This is a genomic window from Pseudomonas xanthosomatis, from assembly GCF_019139835.1.
Lineage (GTDB): Bacteria > Pseudomonadota > Gammaproteobacteria > Pseudomonadales > Pseudomonadaceae > Aquipseudomonas > Aquipseudomonas fakonensis.
This window is the reverse complement of the sequence record NZ_CP077075.1, coordinates 4,320,015-4,336,532: the sequence shown is the minus strand read 5'-3', so window position 1 is coordinate 4,336,532 and position 16,518 is coordinate 4,320,015. Positions and strand designations below refer to the sequence as shown.

The window sequence follows — 16,518 nt, the reverse complement described above, 5'->3', positions numbered from 1 at the left end:
GCTTATTCAGGGAGTGTCAGTTTTTTTGTGTGCGGGCCGGTAGCGGCCTGCCGTCAAGCAGGCCCTGATTTTCACCAGGTTGGCCTGATGAATCGATCCCCGTACAAAATCGCGAATTGATTCATCGCACTTTTCCAATCATGCGCCGCTGAGCCCCAGTTCGCCGTGATGTTTCTCAGACCCAGCCAGATCAGCTTGGTGGCTGCTTCATCGTTCGGGAAATGACCCCGGGTCTTGATGATCTTGCGCAGCTGGGCATTGATGCTTTCGATGGCATTGGTGGTGTAAATCACTTTCCGGATGGCCGGCGGGAAGACAAAGAAGGGGATCACTCGATCCCAAGCGCGTCTCCAGGCCGCAACGACCGTTGGATATTGCTTGCCCCAAGGCCCACTTTCAAACTCATCGAGCGCCTGCTCAGCCGCTTCGGCATTGATGGCCTGGTAGATCGGCTTGAGCGCCTTGGCCAGTGCCCGCCGCTTGTCCCAGGCTGCAAAGTCCAGGCTGTTGCGGATCAGGTGGACGATGCACGTCTGTAGCGTCGTCTCTGGAAACACTGCGCTGAGGGCCTCTGGCATGCCTTTAAGACCATCGGTCACGGCAATAAGGACATCGTCGACACCTCGCGTCTTGAGGTCGTTGAACACCTTCATCCAGAACTTCGCACCCTCGGTGTTCTCAATCCAGATGCCCAAGATATCGCGCGTCCCGTCCGGCAGAACGCCCAGCGCCAGGTAAATGGCCTTGTTGCGCACCAGGCCTTCCTCACGGATCTTCACCCGCAATGCATCAAAGAAAATGACCGGGTACATAGGCTCAAGCGGCCGCTGCTGCCACGCGCCGATTTCTTCCATGACCTCGGCGGTCACAGAGCTGATGAAATCGGGTGAAACATCCGTCCCGTACTGCTCGGACAAAAAGGCGCGGATCTCTCTGACCGTCATCCCACGTGCATACATGGCGATGATCTTGTCATCGAAACCGGTGTAACGCCGCTCATGCTTGGGAATCAGAATGGGCGCAAAACTGCCGTCTCGGTCACGGGGGATATCCAGCCGCAATGGGCCGTCCCCGGTTAAAACAGTCTTGCCACTCTTGCCGTTACGTTGATTGGTTTCATCCTCTGGGCGCTGCGCGCCCGGCGGATAACCCAGGTGATGGCCCAGCTCGGCACTCAGGGCGCGTTCGATCAGGGCCTTCTTGAACGCCGCAGAGGCATCCTCGATAGCTTCGGCAGTCATCAGGCCCTCACCGAACTGCTCTAGCAGCTCTTTGGGGATTTGGGGCAGGTCACGCAGGGGTTTCTTTTTGGTTGGCATACATGCACCTCTTACTCATGTTATGCCCGAACACAAAATTTCTGACACCCTCCTTATTCACCTTTCCGCCTTTACGGCGGGTAACTTTTTGAGGGATCAAAAAGTCACCAAAAAATCCTCGCGGTATGACTCACCCACATGGGTTACAAATCAGTTCACGCACATAGGTAACAGTTTTTAACTGGCATGGTCGGTTTTTCGAGGATCTGACCATGCCTTGGCGAGAGCTGAAACCTATGGACATGAAAGTGCTTTTCATCGCTGACTATCTCCAGGGGGCGCCTAGCTTCAGCGCCCTTTGCGAGGCCTACGAGATCAGTCGAAAGACCGGTTACAAATGGGTCGAGCGTTTCGAGAAAGCTGGCCCAGCAGGCCTAGAGGAACGTAGCCGTCGCCGGCTGACGCAAGATTGGGTTGTACCCGTCGCCGTTCGCGAGGCCATTATCGAATTACGCGGCAAGGGCCAGACGGAGCCTGGGCCCAAGAAGATCCAGGCCGCATTGCAGGAACGTTTTCCTGACCAGGCGCCTCCCTCCAAGACAACGATCTACAACATCCTCAAGAAAGCCGAGCTGATCAAGCCGCGGCGCCTGCGTCAGCGCGTAGCGGTCTATCCCAAGCCGCTTGAAAAGGCGGAGTCGCCCAATCAGCTCTTCACTGCGGACTACAAAGGCCAGTTTCTGACAGGAGCTGGGGTCTGGTGCTATCCGTTGACGATCATGGATCACGCCAGTCGCTTCTTGCTCGCGTGCCACAGCATGGCCAATACGAACTTTCTGGAGACACAGGCTGTGTTCACTGAGGTCTTTCGTGAAAACGGGCTACCTGAACGTATCCGGACCGATAACGGCGTGCCGTTTGCCAGTAAAGGGCGTGCAGGGCTCTCCCAGCTGTCCATCTGGTGGCTGCGCCTAGGCATCATTCCTGAACGTATTGCGCCTGGCAGACCGGAGCAAAATGGTCGGCACGAGCGTATGCACCGAACACTCAAAAGTACGCTTCCGTCACCGCCCGCAGTGGCTTGGGAGGCTCAACAACGGCACTTCGACCGCTTCCGGCAACACTACAATTACGAGCGGCTCCACGAAGCACTGAAGCAGAAAACACCAGCGTCCTGCTACCAGCCTTCGCCACGCCCGTTCCCGGAAAAACTACCTGAAATGACTTACCCCAGTCATATCGAGAGCCTGCCAGCTGATCGCAGTGGCATCGTCAACCGCCGGGGTTTGAGGATCTATGTAGGTTACGTGCTCAAGCATCAGACCATTGGGCTGGAGCAAGTCGGGGATGGGGTGTGGGATGTTATTTTCGGCCCAATCATTCTCGGCAGGATCGATGAGCGAGATGCCGATGATGGTTATGTAACACTTCAGGTGTTGTCACCTATGTGAGCGAACTTTTGTGTAACCCATGTGGGTGACCCGTACATCGCTCCATTCATCCGGCCCCTGCGCTTCGCTCCGGGGTACCCTCACTCCGGGCTTGCTCCGGGGGTACGCGCCGACGGGCCGTCCCTGGCCCGATCGGCGCTCGACCGGCATCCATGCCGGTCGCCCCCCTACGCAATCCCTGCGTTTGGCCTCCTGAAGTCGCGAAGTTAGGGGCGGCGCCTGTGAGTGCGCAGCTAACCGCTAGTTGCATTTGTGGGAACTCAGGATTGCAATCGCCGGCAAGCCGGCGATAGGGCCAGAACAAACAACACATCAATAACAATCAAACCAACATCCCCGCTGTTGATCTGGCTCTTGATCTGGCTGTTGATCTTGCTTCTAAGCGCGCAATAGTTCAGGCAACACAAATCGCGACTTCAGGAGGCCGAGCGTAGGGATTGCGTAGGAGGGCGACCGGCATGGATGCCGGTCGAGCGCCGATCGGGCCAGGGACGGCCCGTCGGCGCGTACCTCCGGAGCAAGCCCGGAGCGAGGGAACCCCCGAAGCGCAGCGTAGGGGGCCAGATGATGGGAGCAGGGCGGCTTTGGTTACTTTGGCCGGGGGCGCCGAGCCGCGACCAAAGTAACCCGCCGTAAGGGCGGAAAGGTGACGAAAAGCGTATATCGTCAACGAATGCGCATACATCTCCCAAAGCAATCACCCTAAATCCCCGAGCCCAAGCCCGACTTAATCCGCCATCTGCAACTCCGGCAACTTCACCCGAAACCCCCGGGTCAGCCCCAGCAGGCAGACAAACCCCGCCGTCATCCAGCACAGACCGATGGTGAACGACATCTGCGACAGGCTGCTCCACAGCCACAGCGTACTGAGAAACCCCAGCGCCGGAATGGCGCCATACATCAGCACATTGCGCGCACCTCGCAGCTTCCGATCCACCAGGTAGTGCTTGACCACCGCCAGGTTGACCGCCGAGAAGGCGAACAGCGCCCCGAAGCTGATCATGTTGGCCACCGTGTCCAGCGAGATCACCAGCGCCACCAGCGACACCAGCCCCACCAGCAGGATGGCCATGGCCGGTACACGCTTGCGCGTTGCCAGCGTGCCCAGTACCCGCGGCATGGCGCCGTCACGGCCCATGGCGAACAGCACCCGCGACACGCTGGCCTGGGACACCATGGCCGAGGCAAAGCAGGCAGCCACATAGGTGGCGGTGAAGGCACTGGCCAGCAACTGGCCGCCAACGCTGCGCATCACCTCCACCGGCGCCGAGTCCGGGTTGGCGAAGCTGTCCCAGGCCGGGTGGGCCAGCTGGGCGAAGTACGACACCAGCAAAAACAGCAGCCCGCCGATCAGCGACACCGCCATGATCGCCCGCGGAATGCGCACCGTCGGTTCGGTGGTTTCCTCAGCCATGGTCGATACCGCATCAAAGCCCACGAACGACAGGCACAGCACCGCCGCCCCGGCCATGATCAGCGGCACGCTGAAGCCTTCGTGGTGGAACGGCGCCAGCAGCGCCACCGGCTGCGCCTGGCCGGCCAGGCTGTAGATGGCCAGGCCGACGAACACCACGATGAACACCAGCTGCGCCGCCACCAGCACCCAGTTGACCCGAGTGATCGACTCGATGCCGATCAGGTTGAGGAAGGTCACCAGGGCGATCGAACCCAGCACCCACACCCAGGGGTGCACGGCAGGGAACCACTCCGACAGGTAGATGCCGATCAGCAGGTAGCTGAGCAGCGGCAGGAAGATGTAGTCCAGCAGCAGCGTCCAGCCGGTCATGAAGCCTGCGCAGGCGCCGAAGGTCTTGCGGGTGTAGGTGTACACCGAGCCGGAATAGGGGTGGGCCTTGACCATGCGCCCGTAGCTGTAGGCGGTGAACAGCATGGCGCCGAGGGTCAGCAGGTAGGCGGCGGGCAGGTGGCCCTTGGTGGTTTGCGCCACCAGGCCATAGGCGGAGAACACCGCCAGCGGGACCATGTAGGCCAGGCCGAACAGCACCAGGGCGGCCATGCCCATGGATTTGCGCAAGCGCCCGGGCTGGGCGGGTGAATGGGGTGCAAGATGTTCAGCTGTACTTGTTGTTGTATGCATCGCTGGCTCCTGAAGACGGCAGCAAAGTGCCGCAGCATGCGAGTGGGCTCGCTGCCGTCGAAGGTGTCTTGGAAGGAGAGGCTGGGTGGGACGGGTTGATGCTCACACAGTTCGGCAGGGGGCGTAATCACCCGATGGGGTGAGGGCGGGGCTGTCGCGTAGAGAACTGCTATCGCAGATGAGCTGTACCCCCTGTGGGAAGCGGCCTTGTGTCGCGATGGGCTGCGCAGCAACCCCGGCAATTTTGCATGAGGCAGAGGCCTTGGGGCCGCTTCGCGCCCCATCGCGACACAAGGCCGCTTCCCACAGGGGCCGCAGTGCATATGCGAGACCAGTTCTCTGCGCGACAGCGCAGCTAGAAAGGGCTGGGTGATCTCCTGCAACAGATCACATCTGCCGGCGGGTACCTCACCCCAACGGGTGATTTCGGTATCCCCGGCGCCATGGGAGTATCTGGAACAACAACCTCCAGTAACCGGCAGGTGCACTGTGACTGACGATCCGCTTCTCTCGACTACGTGGTTCGAACACCAGGCCCAGGTCACCGAGGCCATTGGCCGCCCGGGCTTTGCCGCCGCGTTGTTCGGGGCGCTGGCGGTGGTCAGGCCGATCCAGGCCACCACCGTCTACCTCTACCCCCACGACGGCATGCCCTGCGCGCTGTTCGAGCAGGACGCCAAGGCCCCCTGGCAGCCCGAGGGCAACGTTGCCCGTTACCTGTCCGGCTTCTACCTGCTCGACCCGTTCTACGGCGCCTGCATGGAGCAGGTCGCCAGCGGCTGCTACGGCCTGTTCGAGGTGGCCCCCGACCAGTTCGAGCAAAGCGAGTACTACCAGTCGTTCTACCGCCATTCGCACCTGGCCGATGAGCTCAACTACCTGCTGCAACTGGCCCCCGGGCAAAGCCTGGCGGTATCGCTGGCCTTCACCGACCGGCTTGATGCCCGCACCCGCGCACTGTTCGGGCGCATCACCCCGTGGGTGCTGGCCGTGCTCGGCAAGCACTTTGCCGGCCTCGACAACCGGGGCGGGCGCTTCGAGAACCTGCTGGAGCAGCGCATCCACACCGCGCTGAACAACTTCGGCAGCTCGCTGTTGACCGAGCGTGAATGCCGCATCGCCCAGCTGATCCTGCGCGGGCACTCCACCCGGTCACTCGCCGGGCGCCTCGGCGTGTCGGAAGACACCATCAAGTCCCACCGCAAGAACGTCTACGCCAAGCTCGACATCGGAACCCAGTCAGAGCTGTTCAGCCTGTTCATCGACGCCCTGGCCAACGCCCAGGGCGTGCTCGGCCGCGACCCGCTGGAAAGCTACATGGGCAAGCTGCGCTGAGCGCAGCGGCCCGCAATACCCCCATTCCAACAAGAGAACACCGCCATGAATGCGCCTTTTGCCCCCCAACGCCAAACCCGCGATTACCAGGCCAGCGACGCCGCCCACCACATCCACGCCTTCCTCGACCAGAAGGCGCTCAACGCCGAAGGCCCGCGGGTGATCGTCGGGGGTGAGCGCCTGCACCTGTGGGACAGCGAGGGCAAGCGCTACCTGGACGGCATGTCCGGCCTGTGGTGCACCCAGCTGGGCTACGGGCGCCGCGACCTGACCGCCGCCGCCGCCACGCAGATGGACCAGCTGGCCTACTACAACATGTTCTTCCACACCACCCACCCGGCGGTGATCGAGCTGTCCGAGCTGCTGTTCAGCCTGCTGCCGGGGCACTACAGCCACGCCATCTACACCAACTCCGGCTCCGAGGCCAACGAAGTGCTGATCCGCACCGTGCGCCGCTACTGGCAGGTGGCCGGCCAGCCGAACAAGAAAATCATGATCGGCCGCTGGAACGGCTACCACGGCTCGACCCTGGCAGCCACCGCGCTGGGCGGCATGAAGTTCATGCACGAAATGGGCGGGCTGATCCCGGATGTGGCGCACATCGACGAGCCCTACTGGTACGCCGAGGGCGGTGAGCTGAGCCCGGCCGAGTTCGGCCGGCGCTGCGCGCTGCAGCTGGAAGAGAAAATTCTGGAGTTGGGCGCCGAAAACGTCGCAGGCTTCATTGCCGAGCCGTTCCAGGGCGCCGGCGGCATGATCTTCCCGCCAGAAAGCTACTGGCCCGAGATCCAGCGTATCTGCCGCCAGTACGACGTGCTGTTGTGCGCCGACGAGGTGATCGGTGGGTTTGGCCGTACCGGCGAATGGTTCGCCCACGAGTACTTCGGCTTCCAGCCCGACACCCTGTCCATCGCCAAAGGCCTGACCAGCGGCTACGTGCCCATGGGCGGCCTGGTGCTGAGCAAGCGCATCGCCGAGGCGCTGGTGGAACGCGGCGGGGTATTCGCCCACGGCCTGACCTATTCCGGCCACCCGGTGGCGGCAGCGGTGGCGATTGCCAACCTCAAGGCCCTGCGCGACGAAGGCATCGTGCGCCAGGTCAAGGAAGACACCGGCCCTTACCTGCAACGCATCCTGCGCGAGGTGTTCGCCGACCACCCGCTGATCGGCCAGGTGCAAGGTGCCGGCCTGGTGGCGGCGCTGCAGTTCGCCGAGCACAGGCCCAGCCGCAAGCGCTTCGCCAACGAGAACGACCTGGCCTGGCAATGCCGCACCTTCGGCTTCGAGGAGGGGGTGATCATCCGCTCCACCCTGGGCCGCATGATCATGGCGCCGGCGCTGGTGGCCAACCACGCCGAACTGGACGAGCTGGTGGACAAGACCCGCAAGGCCGTCGACCGTACCGCGCGCTTGGTCGGCAAGCTGTAACGCACCCCTCCCTGGATACCCGCGACCGCCTGGCGGTCGCCTGGAGCCTGATGTGTACGACCTGAATTATTGGCAGCGCAAGGCCGCCGAGCTGAGCTTCCCCGCCCATGCCATGATCGGCGGTTGCCTGGTGCCCGCCGCCAGCGGCGCCACCTTCGATGCCATCAACCCGGCCAACCAGCAGTTGCTGGCCAAGGTCGCCAGTTGCGCCGAAACCGACGTCGACCGCGCCGTGGCCAGCGCCCGGCAAGCCTTCGAGCAAGGCCCCTGGGCGCGCATGGCGCCGGTCGAGCGCAAGCGCGTGCTGTTGCGCCTGGCCGAGCTGATGCTGGCCCACCGCGAAGAGCTGGCACTGCTGGAATCGCTGAACATGGGCAAGCCGGTGATGGACGCGCTGAACATCGATGTACCGGGTGCGGCCCATGTGTTCGCCTGGTATGCCGAGGCGCTGGACAAACTCTACGACCAGGTGGCACCCACCGCGCGCAACGCCGTGGCCACCATCACCCGCGAGGCCATTGGCGTGGTGGCGGCGGTGGTGCCGTGGAACTTCCCGCTGGACATGGCCGCCTGGAAGCTGGCCCCGGCCCTGGCGGCCGGCAACAGCGTGGTGCTCAAGCCCGCCGAGCAGTCGCCGTTGTCGGCCCTGCGCCTGGCCCAGCTGGCGCTGGAAGCCGGGCTGCCCGAAGGGGTGCTCAATGTGGTGCCTGGCCTTGGCGAAAGCGCCGGCAGGGCGCTGGGCTTGCACCCGGACGTGGACTGCCTGGTGTTCACCGGCTCAACCCAGGTGGGCAAGTACTTCATGCAGTACTCGGCGCAGTCGAACCTCAAGCAGGTGTGGCTGGAGTGCGGCGGCAAAAGCCCGAACCTGGTGTTCGACGATTGCGGTGACCTGGACCTGGCTGCCGAAAAAGCCGCGTTCGGCATCTTCTTCAACCAGGGCGAGTTCTGCTCGGCCAACTCACGCCTGTATGTGCAGCGCTCGATCCACGACGCGTTCGTCGAGCGGCTGGTCGCCAAGGCGCGTGACTGGTACCCCGGCGACCCGCTGGCCCCGGCCAGCCGCGCCGGGGCCATCGTCGACGGCGAGCAGACCGCACGCATCATGGCGGCCATCGCTCGCGGGCGGGAGGAGGGGGCGAGACTGGTGTGTGGCGGGCGTCAGCTCAGCTTCAACGGCTCGAGCAATTTCATCGAACCGACGATTTTCACCGGGGTGCGGCCCGAGTCGGCGCTGGCCCGCGAGGAAATCTTCGGGCCGGTGCTGGCAGTCACGGCCTTCGATACTGAAGAGCAGGCGATCCAGTTGGCCAACGACAGCATCTACGGGCTGGCGGCGTCGGTGTGGAGCGACGACCTGAACCGCGTGCACCGTGTGGCCCGGCAGTTGAAGGTGGGCAGCGTGTCGGTCAATACCGTCGATGCACTGGATGTGATCACCCCGTTCGGCGGGTACAAGCAATCGGGGTTCGGCCGCGATTTGTCGCTGCATGCCTTCGACAAGTACACGCAGTTGAAGACCACCTGGATTCAGTTGCGCGGGGTGTGAGGGCCCTGTGCGAGGGTACTGGCGCACCGGCCTCATCGCCGGCAAGGCCTCAAGCTCATGCGATCCCTGTAGGAGATCACCCAGCCCTTTCGCGCTGCGCTGTTGCACAGAGCGCTGGGCACGAGCCCGCCGCGGCCCCTGTGGGAGCGGGCTTGTCGGGGTGCCGAACCACCGCGAAGCAGGCGACGCGGTGTCTGGCACCGGCTTCGCCGGTGTTCGCGGGCAAGCCCGCTCCCACAGGTCCCTGCTAAATCAATGAGTTATGTGCAGTTCTATGAGAGCCGGCTTGCCGGCGATGAAGCCCGTACAGGCACCCCTGAACATTGTTCCGGGGCAGCAACCTACTCCCGTACCACCCGCCCCAGGCTCACCGTCAATGCCTGCACCAAGGCACTGACCTTGGGCAGGTGCCCGCGGTTGCGCCGCCAGGCCAGGTGAATCGGCAGCCCCTGCACTTCGCATTCAGGCAGCACCTGCACCAGGCTGCCGTCATCCAGCTGGCGCTGCACCAGCCAGGTTGGCAACTGGGCGATCCCAAGCCCGGCCATCACCGCCATCGCCTGCCCCTCACCATCGCCGATGGCCAGGCGCCCCGGCATGGGTTTGAGCAGGTCTACCCCAGGGCGCGCGCCGGTAAAGTGCAGTGCCGGCGTGCTGCCGTCGGTGCAGGCATACAGCACGCAGCCGTGGGCGCGCAGTTCGTCCTCGTCGCGCGGGGTGCCATGCCGGGCCAGGTAGGCGGGGGCTGCGCAGAATACCAGGCGCTGGTTGCCCAGGTAGTGATGCTCGATGCCTGGCTGCCAGCTGTGCGGGCCGCCGATGCGTACCACGATATCGATGCCGTCTTCGGCCAGGTCTACGAAGCGGTCCGACAGGGTGATATGCGGCTGCAGCCTGGGGTGCCGGGCGGCAAAGGCCAGCACCGCGGGCAACGCGTGCAGGCGGCCGAAACTGGCCGGCAGGTCGATGCGCAAGTGGCCGCTGGGGCTGCTGTGCGCTTCGTTGAGCGCCTGCTCGGCATCTTCCAGGTCGCCCAGTACACGGCTGCAGGTACGGTAGTAGGCCGCGCCGCCGTCGGTGAGGGCCAGGCGCCGTGTGGTGCGCTCGAACAGGCGCACCTGCAGGCGCCGCTCCAGGCGCGCGACGCCCTTGCTGACGGCAGAAGGGGTGAGGTTCAGGCGCTCGGCGGCGGCATTGAAGCTGCCGGCATTGGCCACGCAGACGAACAGGTCGATGTCTTTCAGGCGCTCGGAAGCGGACATGGCGGGCTCGCTATTAGTGAAACTGGTTCGTTTGATTGCGGAATAACTACCAGTAATGCGAACCAGATTCCAGAGTAGACTGGCGCCACGTTTACCAAGGATCGTTTCATCATGACCAGTTCCACCCTGGCCTGCGGCGCCGCTGAGCGCTCGCAGCCCCGTGCCGGGCTGTCGATCGGCCTGCTGGCCGTCGGCGGCTTTGCCGTGTTGACCACCGAATTCATCATTCTCGGCCTGCTGCCGATGCTGGCGCGCGACCTGGGCTTGTCGGTGGCCGGTGCCGGCCAGCTGGTCACCTTGTTCGCGGTCACCGTGATGCTGTTCGGGCCGCCGCTGACCGCCTGGCTGTCGCCGTTGCCACGCAAGCCGCTGTTCATTGGCATCCTGCTGGTGTTTGCCGGCGCCAACGTGCTGTCGGCGGTTGCCCCCGATTTGTGGTTGCTGGCCCTGTCGCGCTTCATCGCCGCGCTGGCTTTGCCGGTGTTCTGGGGTACTGCCAGCGAAAGCGCCGGGCAACTGGCGGGCAAGGGGCGCGAGGGGTGGGCGGTGTCGCGGGTGTACCTGGGCATTACCGCAGCGTTCGTGTTCGGTATTCCGCTGGGCACCCTGGCCGCCGGCGTGGTGGGCTGGCGCGGCAGCTTCTGGCTGTTGGCCGGGTTGTGCCTGCTGGTGGCGCTGTCGATGTGGGCCTGGTTGCCACGCATGCCGATGGTGCCCAAGCGCGCCGATGGCCAGGGGCAGGGTGTGATCCTCAAGGACCGCCGCTTCATCGCCCATGTGCTGCTGTCGACGCTGGTGTTCAGCGCGATGTTCACCGCCTACACCTACCTGGCCGAAATCCTCGAGCGCCTGGCCGGCGTGCCGGCCAACCAGGTGGGTTGGTGGCTGATGGGCTTTGGTGTGGTGGGCATGCTGGGCAATGCGCTGGCCGGGCGTATCGCCGACCGCAGCCCGCTGCGGGCCACCGTGCTGCTGTTGGTGATGCTGGCGCTGGGCATGGGCGCGGTAGCGCCGCTGGCCACGCATACCGCGCTGCTGATCGTGGCGCTGGTGCTGTGGGGGGTGGCCTATACCGCGTTGTTTCCGGTGTGCCAGGTGCGGGTGATGCAGGCCGGGGCCAAGGCCCAGGCGCTGGCCGGCACCTTGAATGTGTCGGCGGCCAATGCCGGTATCGCAGCTGGCGCGGCGCTGGGCGGGGTGGCTATCCAGGCCTTGGGTCTGGGCGCGCTGGGGTATGTGGCCTGTGGCTTTGCCGTGCTGGCGATCATCGCCGCGCTGCTGTTGCTGGGCCGGGAATGAACCTTACACCGCCCGGGTATTGAGCAGACGCACCCCCAGCCCGATGAACAGCGCGCCGGTGGCGCGCTTGAACCAGGCCGCGATGGACGAGGCCTTGATGCGCTGGCCGAAGCGGTAGGCGGTGAAGCAGTAGAACGAATGCACCAGGCAGACGATCAGCGCCATGCTCAGGTACATCGCCGCGAACTGGCCGAAGATCGGCCGCCCGGGCTCGAGAAACTGCGGCAGGAAGGCGCAGAAGAACACCAGGGTCTTGGGGTTGCTGGCCGACACCAGAAACGCCTCCAGGCCGATACGCCACTTGCCGTGGTGGCTCACGGCTAGCGGCTGGGTGCTGGCCGCGTTGCTGGCGCTGCGGGCCAGTAGCTGGCGCAGGCCGAGGTAGATCAGGTAGCCGGCGCCCACCAGCTTGAGAACCAGAAACGCCGCCGGCAGCGACACCAGCAGGGCGCCGATGCCCATGGCCACGGCGCTGATCGCCAGCAATTGCGCGGCAAGGTTGCCGAACAGCGTCATGCCCATGCCCGACGGGCCGTAGCGCAAGGCGTTGCGCACGGTCAGCAGCACGTTGGGGCCGGGGGTGAGCGAGGTCAGCAGGTAGGCGAGGGAGAAGGTCAGCCAGAGGTGCAGTGCCATAGGGCGCGTCCTGTGCGCGGTGGGGAGGTGTCACGATGCCAGTTGTTTGCCAGGATCGCCACAGGATTGCGCGAGGTCAGAATCAGGCGCTCCTACCACAGCGCCACTGCCGCCGCCCCGAGCACCCGCCCGAACACTGCTACCGCCTGGTCCACATCCGCCTCACGGGTGAACCGCCCGATGCTCACCCGTACACTGTTGCGCGCCTGGTGTTCGCTCAGCCCCAGGGCCAGCAGCACGTGGGAGGCGGCGTTGCTCGCCGAGTTGCAGGCCGAGGTGCTCGACACGGCCAGTTCGCCGGCCAAAGCCAGGCTGTTGTAGCCCTTGCTGTCGATGCACAGGTTGAGGGTGTGCGGCACGCGCTGCAGCGGGCAGCCATTCAGGCTCACCCCCGGCAGCGCCAGCAGCCCGTCACGCAGGCGCCGCGACAATTGCTCGATACGCAGGTGCTCGGCGTCACCGGGTTGGCCGGCCAGGGCGAAGGCGCTGCCCATGCCGGCGATCTGGTGGGTGGCCAGGGTGCCGGAGCGCAGGCCGCGCTCGTGGCCGCCGCCATGCATCTGCGCACGCAGCCCGTCGCGGGCGCGGGGGCCGACGTACAGCGCGCCGATGCCCTTGGGGCCATAGACCTTGTGCGCCGAGAACGACATCAGGTCCACCGGCTGGCGGGCCAGGTCGATGGCCACCTTGCCCACGGCCTGCGCCGCGTCCACATGCAGCAGGGCGCCGTGGGCACGCACCAGGGCACCAATGGCAGCGAAGTCGGTAACCGTGCCCACTTCGTTGTTCACCGCCATCAGCGACACCAGGCGGGTGTCGGCGCGTAAGGCCGCCTGCACGGCCTGTGGCTGGATCAGGCCTTGGGCATCCGGCGCCAGGCGGGTGATGGCCCAGCCCTGGCGCTCAAGCTCGGCTGCGGTGTCGAGCACGGCCTTGTGTTCCAGCTGGCTGGTGATGATATGGCCAGCGGTGCCGGCGCCCTGGGCGATGCCCTTGAGCGCCAGGTTGTTGGATTCGGTGGCGCCGGAGGTCCATACCAGTTCGTCAGGCTGCGCGCCGACCTGCTCGACCACCTGGCGCCGGGCCTGGTCTACCGCTTCGCGGGCGGCCTGGCCGTAGAAGTGGCCGCTGGAGGCGGGGTTGCCGAAATTGGCCTCGCGGCCCAGGCAGGTGAGCATGGTTTCGATGACCCGCTCGTCGACGGGGGTGGTGGCGGCGTAATCGAAGTAAAGCGGGGCGCTAGTCATGATCGGGAGCGGGTCCGTGCAGGGGGGCCGGTGGTCGGCCGCCATGAACCGCATGCTACGGGGGCGCTGCGGCGAAGGTTTTCCCTTCTTACCGCAGGCTTGCGCTGATTCAGAAATATCGTTTCGCCATTAGCTTATGACGTAGAAAAAAATTCTTCTGCGGTCTTATAACCACTGCCAGGGGGCCAGTTTGCTGACCATCACCAGCACCATCAGGAACATCCCGGCAAACCCCGCGACCCCCATCCACAGCCAGCAGCGGTACAACCGCTGGTAACCGCCGGGCGGCGCCGTGCCGTTTGCGCAGGCTTGGGCGGCGAGGGCCTGCATGCGCTTTTGCAGCACCAGCACCGGCAACCACAGTGCGCCCACGCCGAAGAAGATCAGCAGCGCCGCCAGCAGCCAGCCGCTCGACCAGTCCATGCCGGCCAGGCGCACCATGGCGTAGCCGGTCAGCAGTTGCAGGGCGCCTGCCGGGGTGGTGATCCAGGCATCGAAGCGCACCACAAGGCGCGCCACGGCGGCGATCACCCGGGTGTCGCCGGTGCGGTGGGCGGCGATCAGGTACAGGTACGAGCCCATGCCGAACCCGAACAGGAATATCGCGGCGAGCACATGCAGGTACTTGAGCAGCAGGTAGTCCATGTCAGCCGTGCCGGTAGTCGATGCTGTAGCGGACCTTGTCCGGGGCATCGATGGCGGCCAGGTATTCGGCCACGCTGATTTCGCCGACACAGGGCCGTGCACCGGGCTGTGGCCGGTAGCCTTCGGCAGCCTTGGCGATCAGTGCGACGGCGGCGCAGCTGGGGATTTCCGGGCCTTTGTCGTCCAGTGCCGTTACCTGGGCGTGCAGGCGCAGGGGCCGGCCATTTTCATCGCGGCCACGCACATCCAAGTACATGGCGCTCTTGCCGTCGCCCCAATGCTCCACGCGCACGCCCAGGCGGTACAGGCGCCGTGCCCAGGGCAGCGGGTCGCGCACCAGGGCCAGCTTGATCAGCAGCGCCAGCGCCGCATTGGCCAGCCCGCCAGCCATCAGCCCGGAGCCTGCCTTGAAGGCCACGCTGGCGGCGCCGTAACGGGCCGGGAAAATCGCCATGTCGGGTACATCGACGTTGTTCAGCAGGCGCCAGCCGAGCCCCGGCAGGTGGCGCAGTTGCAGGCCCAGCCAGCCGTCCACGGTGCTCGGGCGGCCGTTGCGCCATTGCGGGATGGGCCGGCCGGCGTAGGCCAGCACGCCTTCGATGGTGGAAAGGCCAGGCATTTTTGCCGACGAGGTGATGCCATGTTCGATGGCCTCGATGTGGCTGAAGCGGTGGCGCTGTTCGTCTAGGATCGCCGACGACAGGCTGGGCACCGAGCTGCAGCCGCTGAGCAGGGCAACGCCGGCCTTGCGGGCGCGCTCGTCCAGCTGGGCGATGCCGCTGACGAACGCCCGGCAGTCGGCCAGGTCGCAGTAGTTCACCCCGGCCTCGATGCAGGCTTCGGCCACGCGATAGGGCTGGCCCTGAAACGGCCCGCCGGTGTGGATCACCCAGTCGATGCGCAGCGCGCGCAGGGCCTCGGCGAAACCGTCGGCCATGGCATCGCCGCACCAGCGTTGGCTATCGGTGAGTTGTTCGGCAAGCGTGGCCAGGGAGGCGGCGTTGCGCCCGGCGATCACCAGCTGTACCCCCGGCATGCGGTCCAGGTGGCGGCAGATGATGCGCCCGAAATTGCCGTAGGCGCCGATCACCAGGGTACGGATGGGCATGCTGCGCGTTCCTTGTGCGGGGGCTGGGTGGCCCGGGTCAGGGCGGCGCAAGGGTTACCGAAAGTGCCGGGCAATGCAAGCGCGTGGGGGCACTGCGTTGCTCAATTTCTGAAAGCTGGCGCGGTCCCTGTAGGAGCGGCCTTGTGCCGCGATGGGCTGCGCAGCAGCCCCAGAATATGGGCTTTACGCAAATTTGCCGGGGCTGCTGCGCAGCCCATCGCGGCACAAGGCCGCTCCTACAGGGATCGCATAAGCCTCAGAGCTGTGCATTTAAGCCCCTGCCTCCAGCGCCTCCTGCGCCGCGACCCGCTCGCACAGCTCGATGATCTGCTCGCGCATCCAGCGGTTGGCCGGGTCCTGGTCGGTGCTTTCGTGCCAGTACAGGTGGGTTTCCAGCGCCGGCACTTCCACCGGCAGCGGCTGGTGGCGCAACTGGTGGCGGCGGGCGAAGCGCTCCGGCACGGTCATTACCATGTCGGTCTGCTGCAGCACTTGCGAGGCCATCAGGTAGTGCTGCGAGCGCAGCGCCACGCGCCGCTGCACGCCCATCTTGCCCAGCGCCAGGTCAACATAGCCCAGGCCGTTGCGCCGGCTGGAAATATGGATATGGGTCATGCCCAGGTAGCTGTCCAACGTCAGCTTGCTGTCGGCCAGCGGGTGGCCGGGGCGCATGGCGCACACGTAATGGTCTTGCATCAGCTTGACGTGGCGCACCTGCGGGTCGGTGTTCAGCGGCGCGTCCACGGCAAAGTCCAGGCGCCCGGCGGCCAGCTCCTTGGTGGTTTCGCGGCGCTTGCACAAGAAGCTCTCGATCACCAAAGCCGGGGCCAGGCGGCGCAGGCGCTGGAACAGCGCCGGCAGGATCACCGCCTCGGTGAGGTCGGTCATGCTGATGCGAAAGGTCTTGCTGGCCTGCTGCGGGTTGAAGATGCGGCTTTCCTGCACCGAGGTGCGCAGCAGCGCCAGGGCGTTGCGCACCGGGCCGATGATGTTCTGCGCCATGGGCGTGGGCACCATGCCCTGGGCGGTGCGCACGAACAGCGGGTCGTTGAAGGTTTCGCGCAGCCGCGACAGGGCGTTGGACACTGCCGGCTGGGTGATGCCGACGATCTGCCCGGCGCGGGTCAGGTTGGCTTCGGTGTAGATGGCGTCGAAGACGATGAACAGGTTGAGGTCGACCTTGCTGAGGTTCATGGGCGCC

The 16,518-nt window shown here is 65.1% G+C and carries 13 protein-coding genes; 5 read left to right on the top strand and 8 right to left on the bottom strand.

From position 1 onward, the window contains the following. Positions 1-71: 71 nt before the first annotated feature. Positions 72-1,319, bottom strand: coding sequence for an IS256 family transposase (locus KSS93_RS19050; protein WP_217884661.1), 1,248 nt, complete (start codon positions 1,317-1,319; stop codon positions 72-74). Positions 1,320-1,531: 212 nt separating this feature from the next. On the opposite strand from KSS93_RS19050, the gene KSS93_RS19045 reads away from it, so the two are divergent. Then, the gene (locus tag KSS93_RS19045) at positions 1,532-2,710 is read left to right on the top strand and encodes an integrase core domain-containing protein (protein WP_217884504.1); all 1,179 of its coding nucleotides are present in this window, start codon (positions 1,532-1,534) and stop codon (positions 2,708-2,710) included. 727 nt (positions 2,711-3,437) lie between these two features. On the opposite strand, the gene KSS93_RS19040 is transcribed toward KSS93_RS19045, so the two are convergent. After that, positions 3,438-4,808 carry an APC family permease gene (locus tag KSS93_RS19040; RefSeq protein WP_217885510.1) on the bottom strand — a complete coding sequence of 457 codons (1,371 nt, stop codon included), beginning with the start codon at positions 4,806-4,808 and terminating at the stop codon, positions 3,438-3,440. A gap of 489 nt (positions 4,809-5,297) precedes the next feature. On the opposite strand from KSS93_RS19040, the gene KSS93_RS19035 reads away from it, so the two are divergent. From KSS93_RS19035 to KSS93_RS19025, 3 genes are all read left to right on the top strand, one after another. Then, positions 5,298-6,143 carry a helix-turn-helix transcriptional regulator gene (locus KSS93_RS19035; RefSeq protein WP_217885509.1) on the top strand — a complete coding sequence of 282 codons (846 nt, stop codon included), beginning with the start codon at positions 5,298-5,300 and terminating at the stop codon, positions 6,141-6,143. Positions 6,144-6,188: 45 nt separating this feature from the next. Next, positions 6,189-7,571 carry an aspartate aminotransferase family protein gene (locus KSS93_RS19030; protein ID WP_217885508.1) on the top strand — a complete coding sequence of 461 codons (1,383 nt, stop codon included), beginning with the start codon at positions 6,189-6,191 and terminating at the stop codon, positions 7,569-7,571. 112 nt (positions 7,572-7,683) lie between these two features. Then, entirely contained in the window at positions 7,684-9,120 is a 1,437-nt protein-coding gene (locus KSS93_RS19025; protein ID WP_437182133.1) for an aldehyde dehydrogenase, read from the top strand. A 341-nt stretch (positions 9,121-9,461) separates the two neighbouring features. On the opposite strand, the gene KSS93_RS19020 is transcribed toward KSS93_RS19025, so the two are convergent. After that, the gene (locus KSS93_RS19020; protein ID WP_217885506.1) at positions 9,462-10,382 is read right to left on the bottom strand and encodes a LysR family transcriptional regulator; all 921 of its coding nucleotides are present in this window, start codon (positions 10,380-10,382) and stop codon (positions 9,462-9,464) included. 111 nt (positions 10,383-10,493) lie between these two features. Here KSS93_RS19020 and KSS93_RS19015 point away from each other — a divergent pair, with 111 nt between their 5' ends. Then, positions 10,494-11,681: an MFS transporter gene (locus KSS93_RS19015; RefSeq protein WP_217885505.1), complete on the top strand. Its 1,188-nt coding sequence runs from the start codon at positions 10,494-10,496 to the stop codon at positions 11,679-11,681. Between the two features lie 3 nt (positions 11,682-11,684). On the opposite strand, the gene KSS93_RS19010 is transcribed toward KSS93_RS19015, so the two are convergent. From KSS93_RS19010 to KSS93_RS18990, 5 genes are all read right to left on the bottom strand, one after another. Beyond that, on the bottom strand, positions 11,685-12,317 hold the full coding sequence (locus tag KSS93_RS19010) for a LysE family translocator (RefSeq protein ID WP_217885504.1): 633 nt from the start codon (positions 12,315-12,317) through the stop codon (positions 11,685-11,687). A 92-nt stretch (positions 12,318-12,409) separates the two neighbouring features. Then, a complete protein-coding gene (locus KSS93_RS19005) occupies positions 12,410-13,564 on the bottom strand; it encodes a cysteine desulfurase family protein (protein WP_217885503.1) in 1,155 nt (384 codons plus the stop codon). Between the two features lie 165 nt (positions 13,565-13,729). Next, a complete protein-coding gene (locus tag KSS93_RS19000; RefSeq protein ID WP_217885502.1) occupies positions 13,730-14,209 on the bottom strand; it encodes a DUF2269 family protein in 480 nt (159 codons plus the stop codon). 1 nt (position 14,210) lies between these two features. Beyond that, positions 14,211-15,317 (bottom strand): saccharopine dehydrogenase family protein, encoded by a 1,107-nt coding sequence (locus KSS93_RS18995; RefSeq protein ID WP_217885501.1) that lies wholly within the window; start codon positions 15,315-15,317, stop codon positions 14,211-14,213. 270 nt (positions 15,318-15,587) lie between these two features. Next, positions 15,588-16,511, bottom strand: coding sequence for a LysR family transcriptional regulator (locus KSS93_RS18990; RefSeq protein ID WP_217885500.1), 924 nt, complete (start codon positions 16,509-16,511; stop codon positions 15,588-15,590). Between the last annotated feature and the right edge of the window lie 7 nt (positions 16,512-16,518).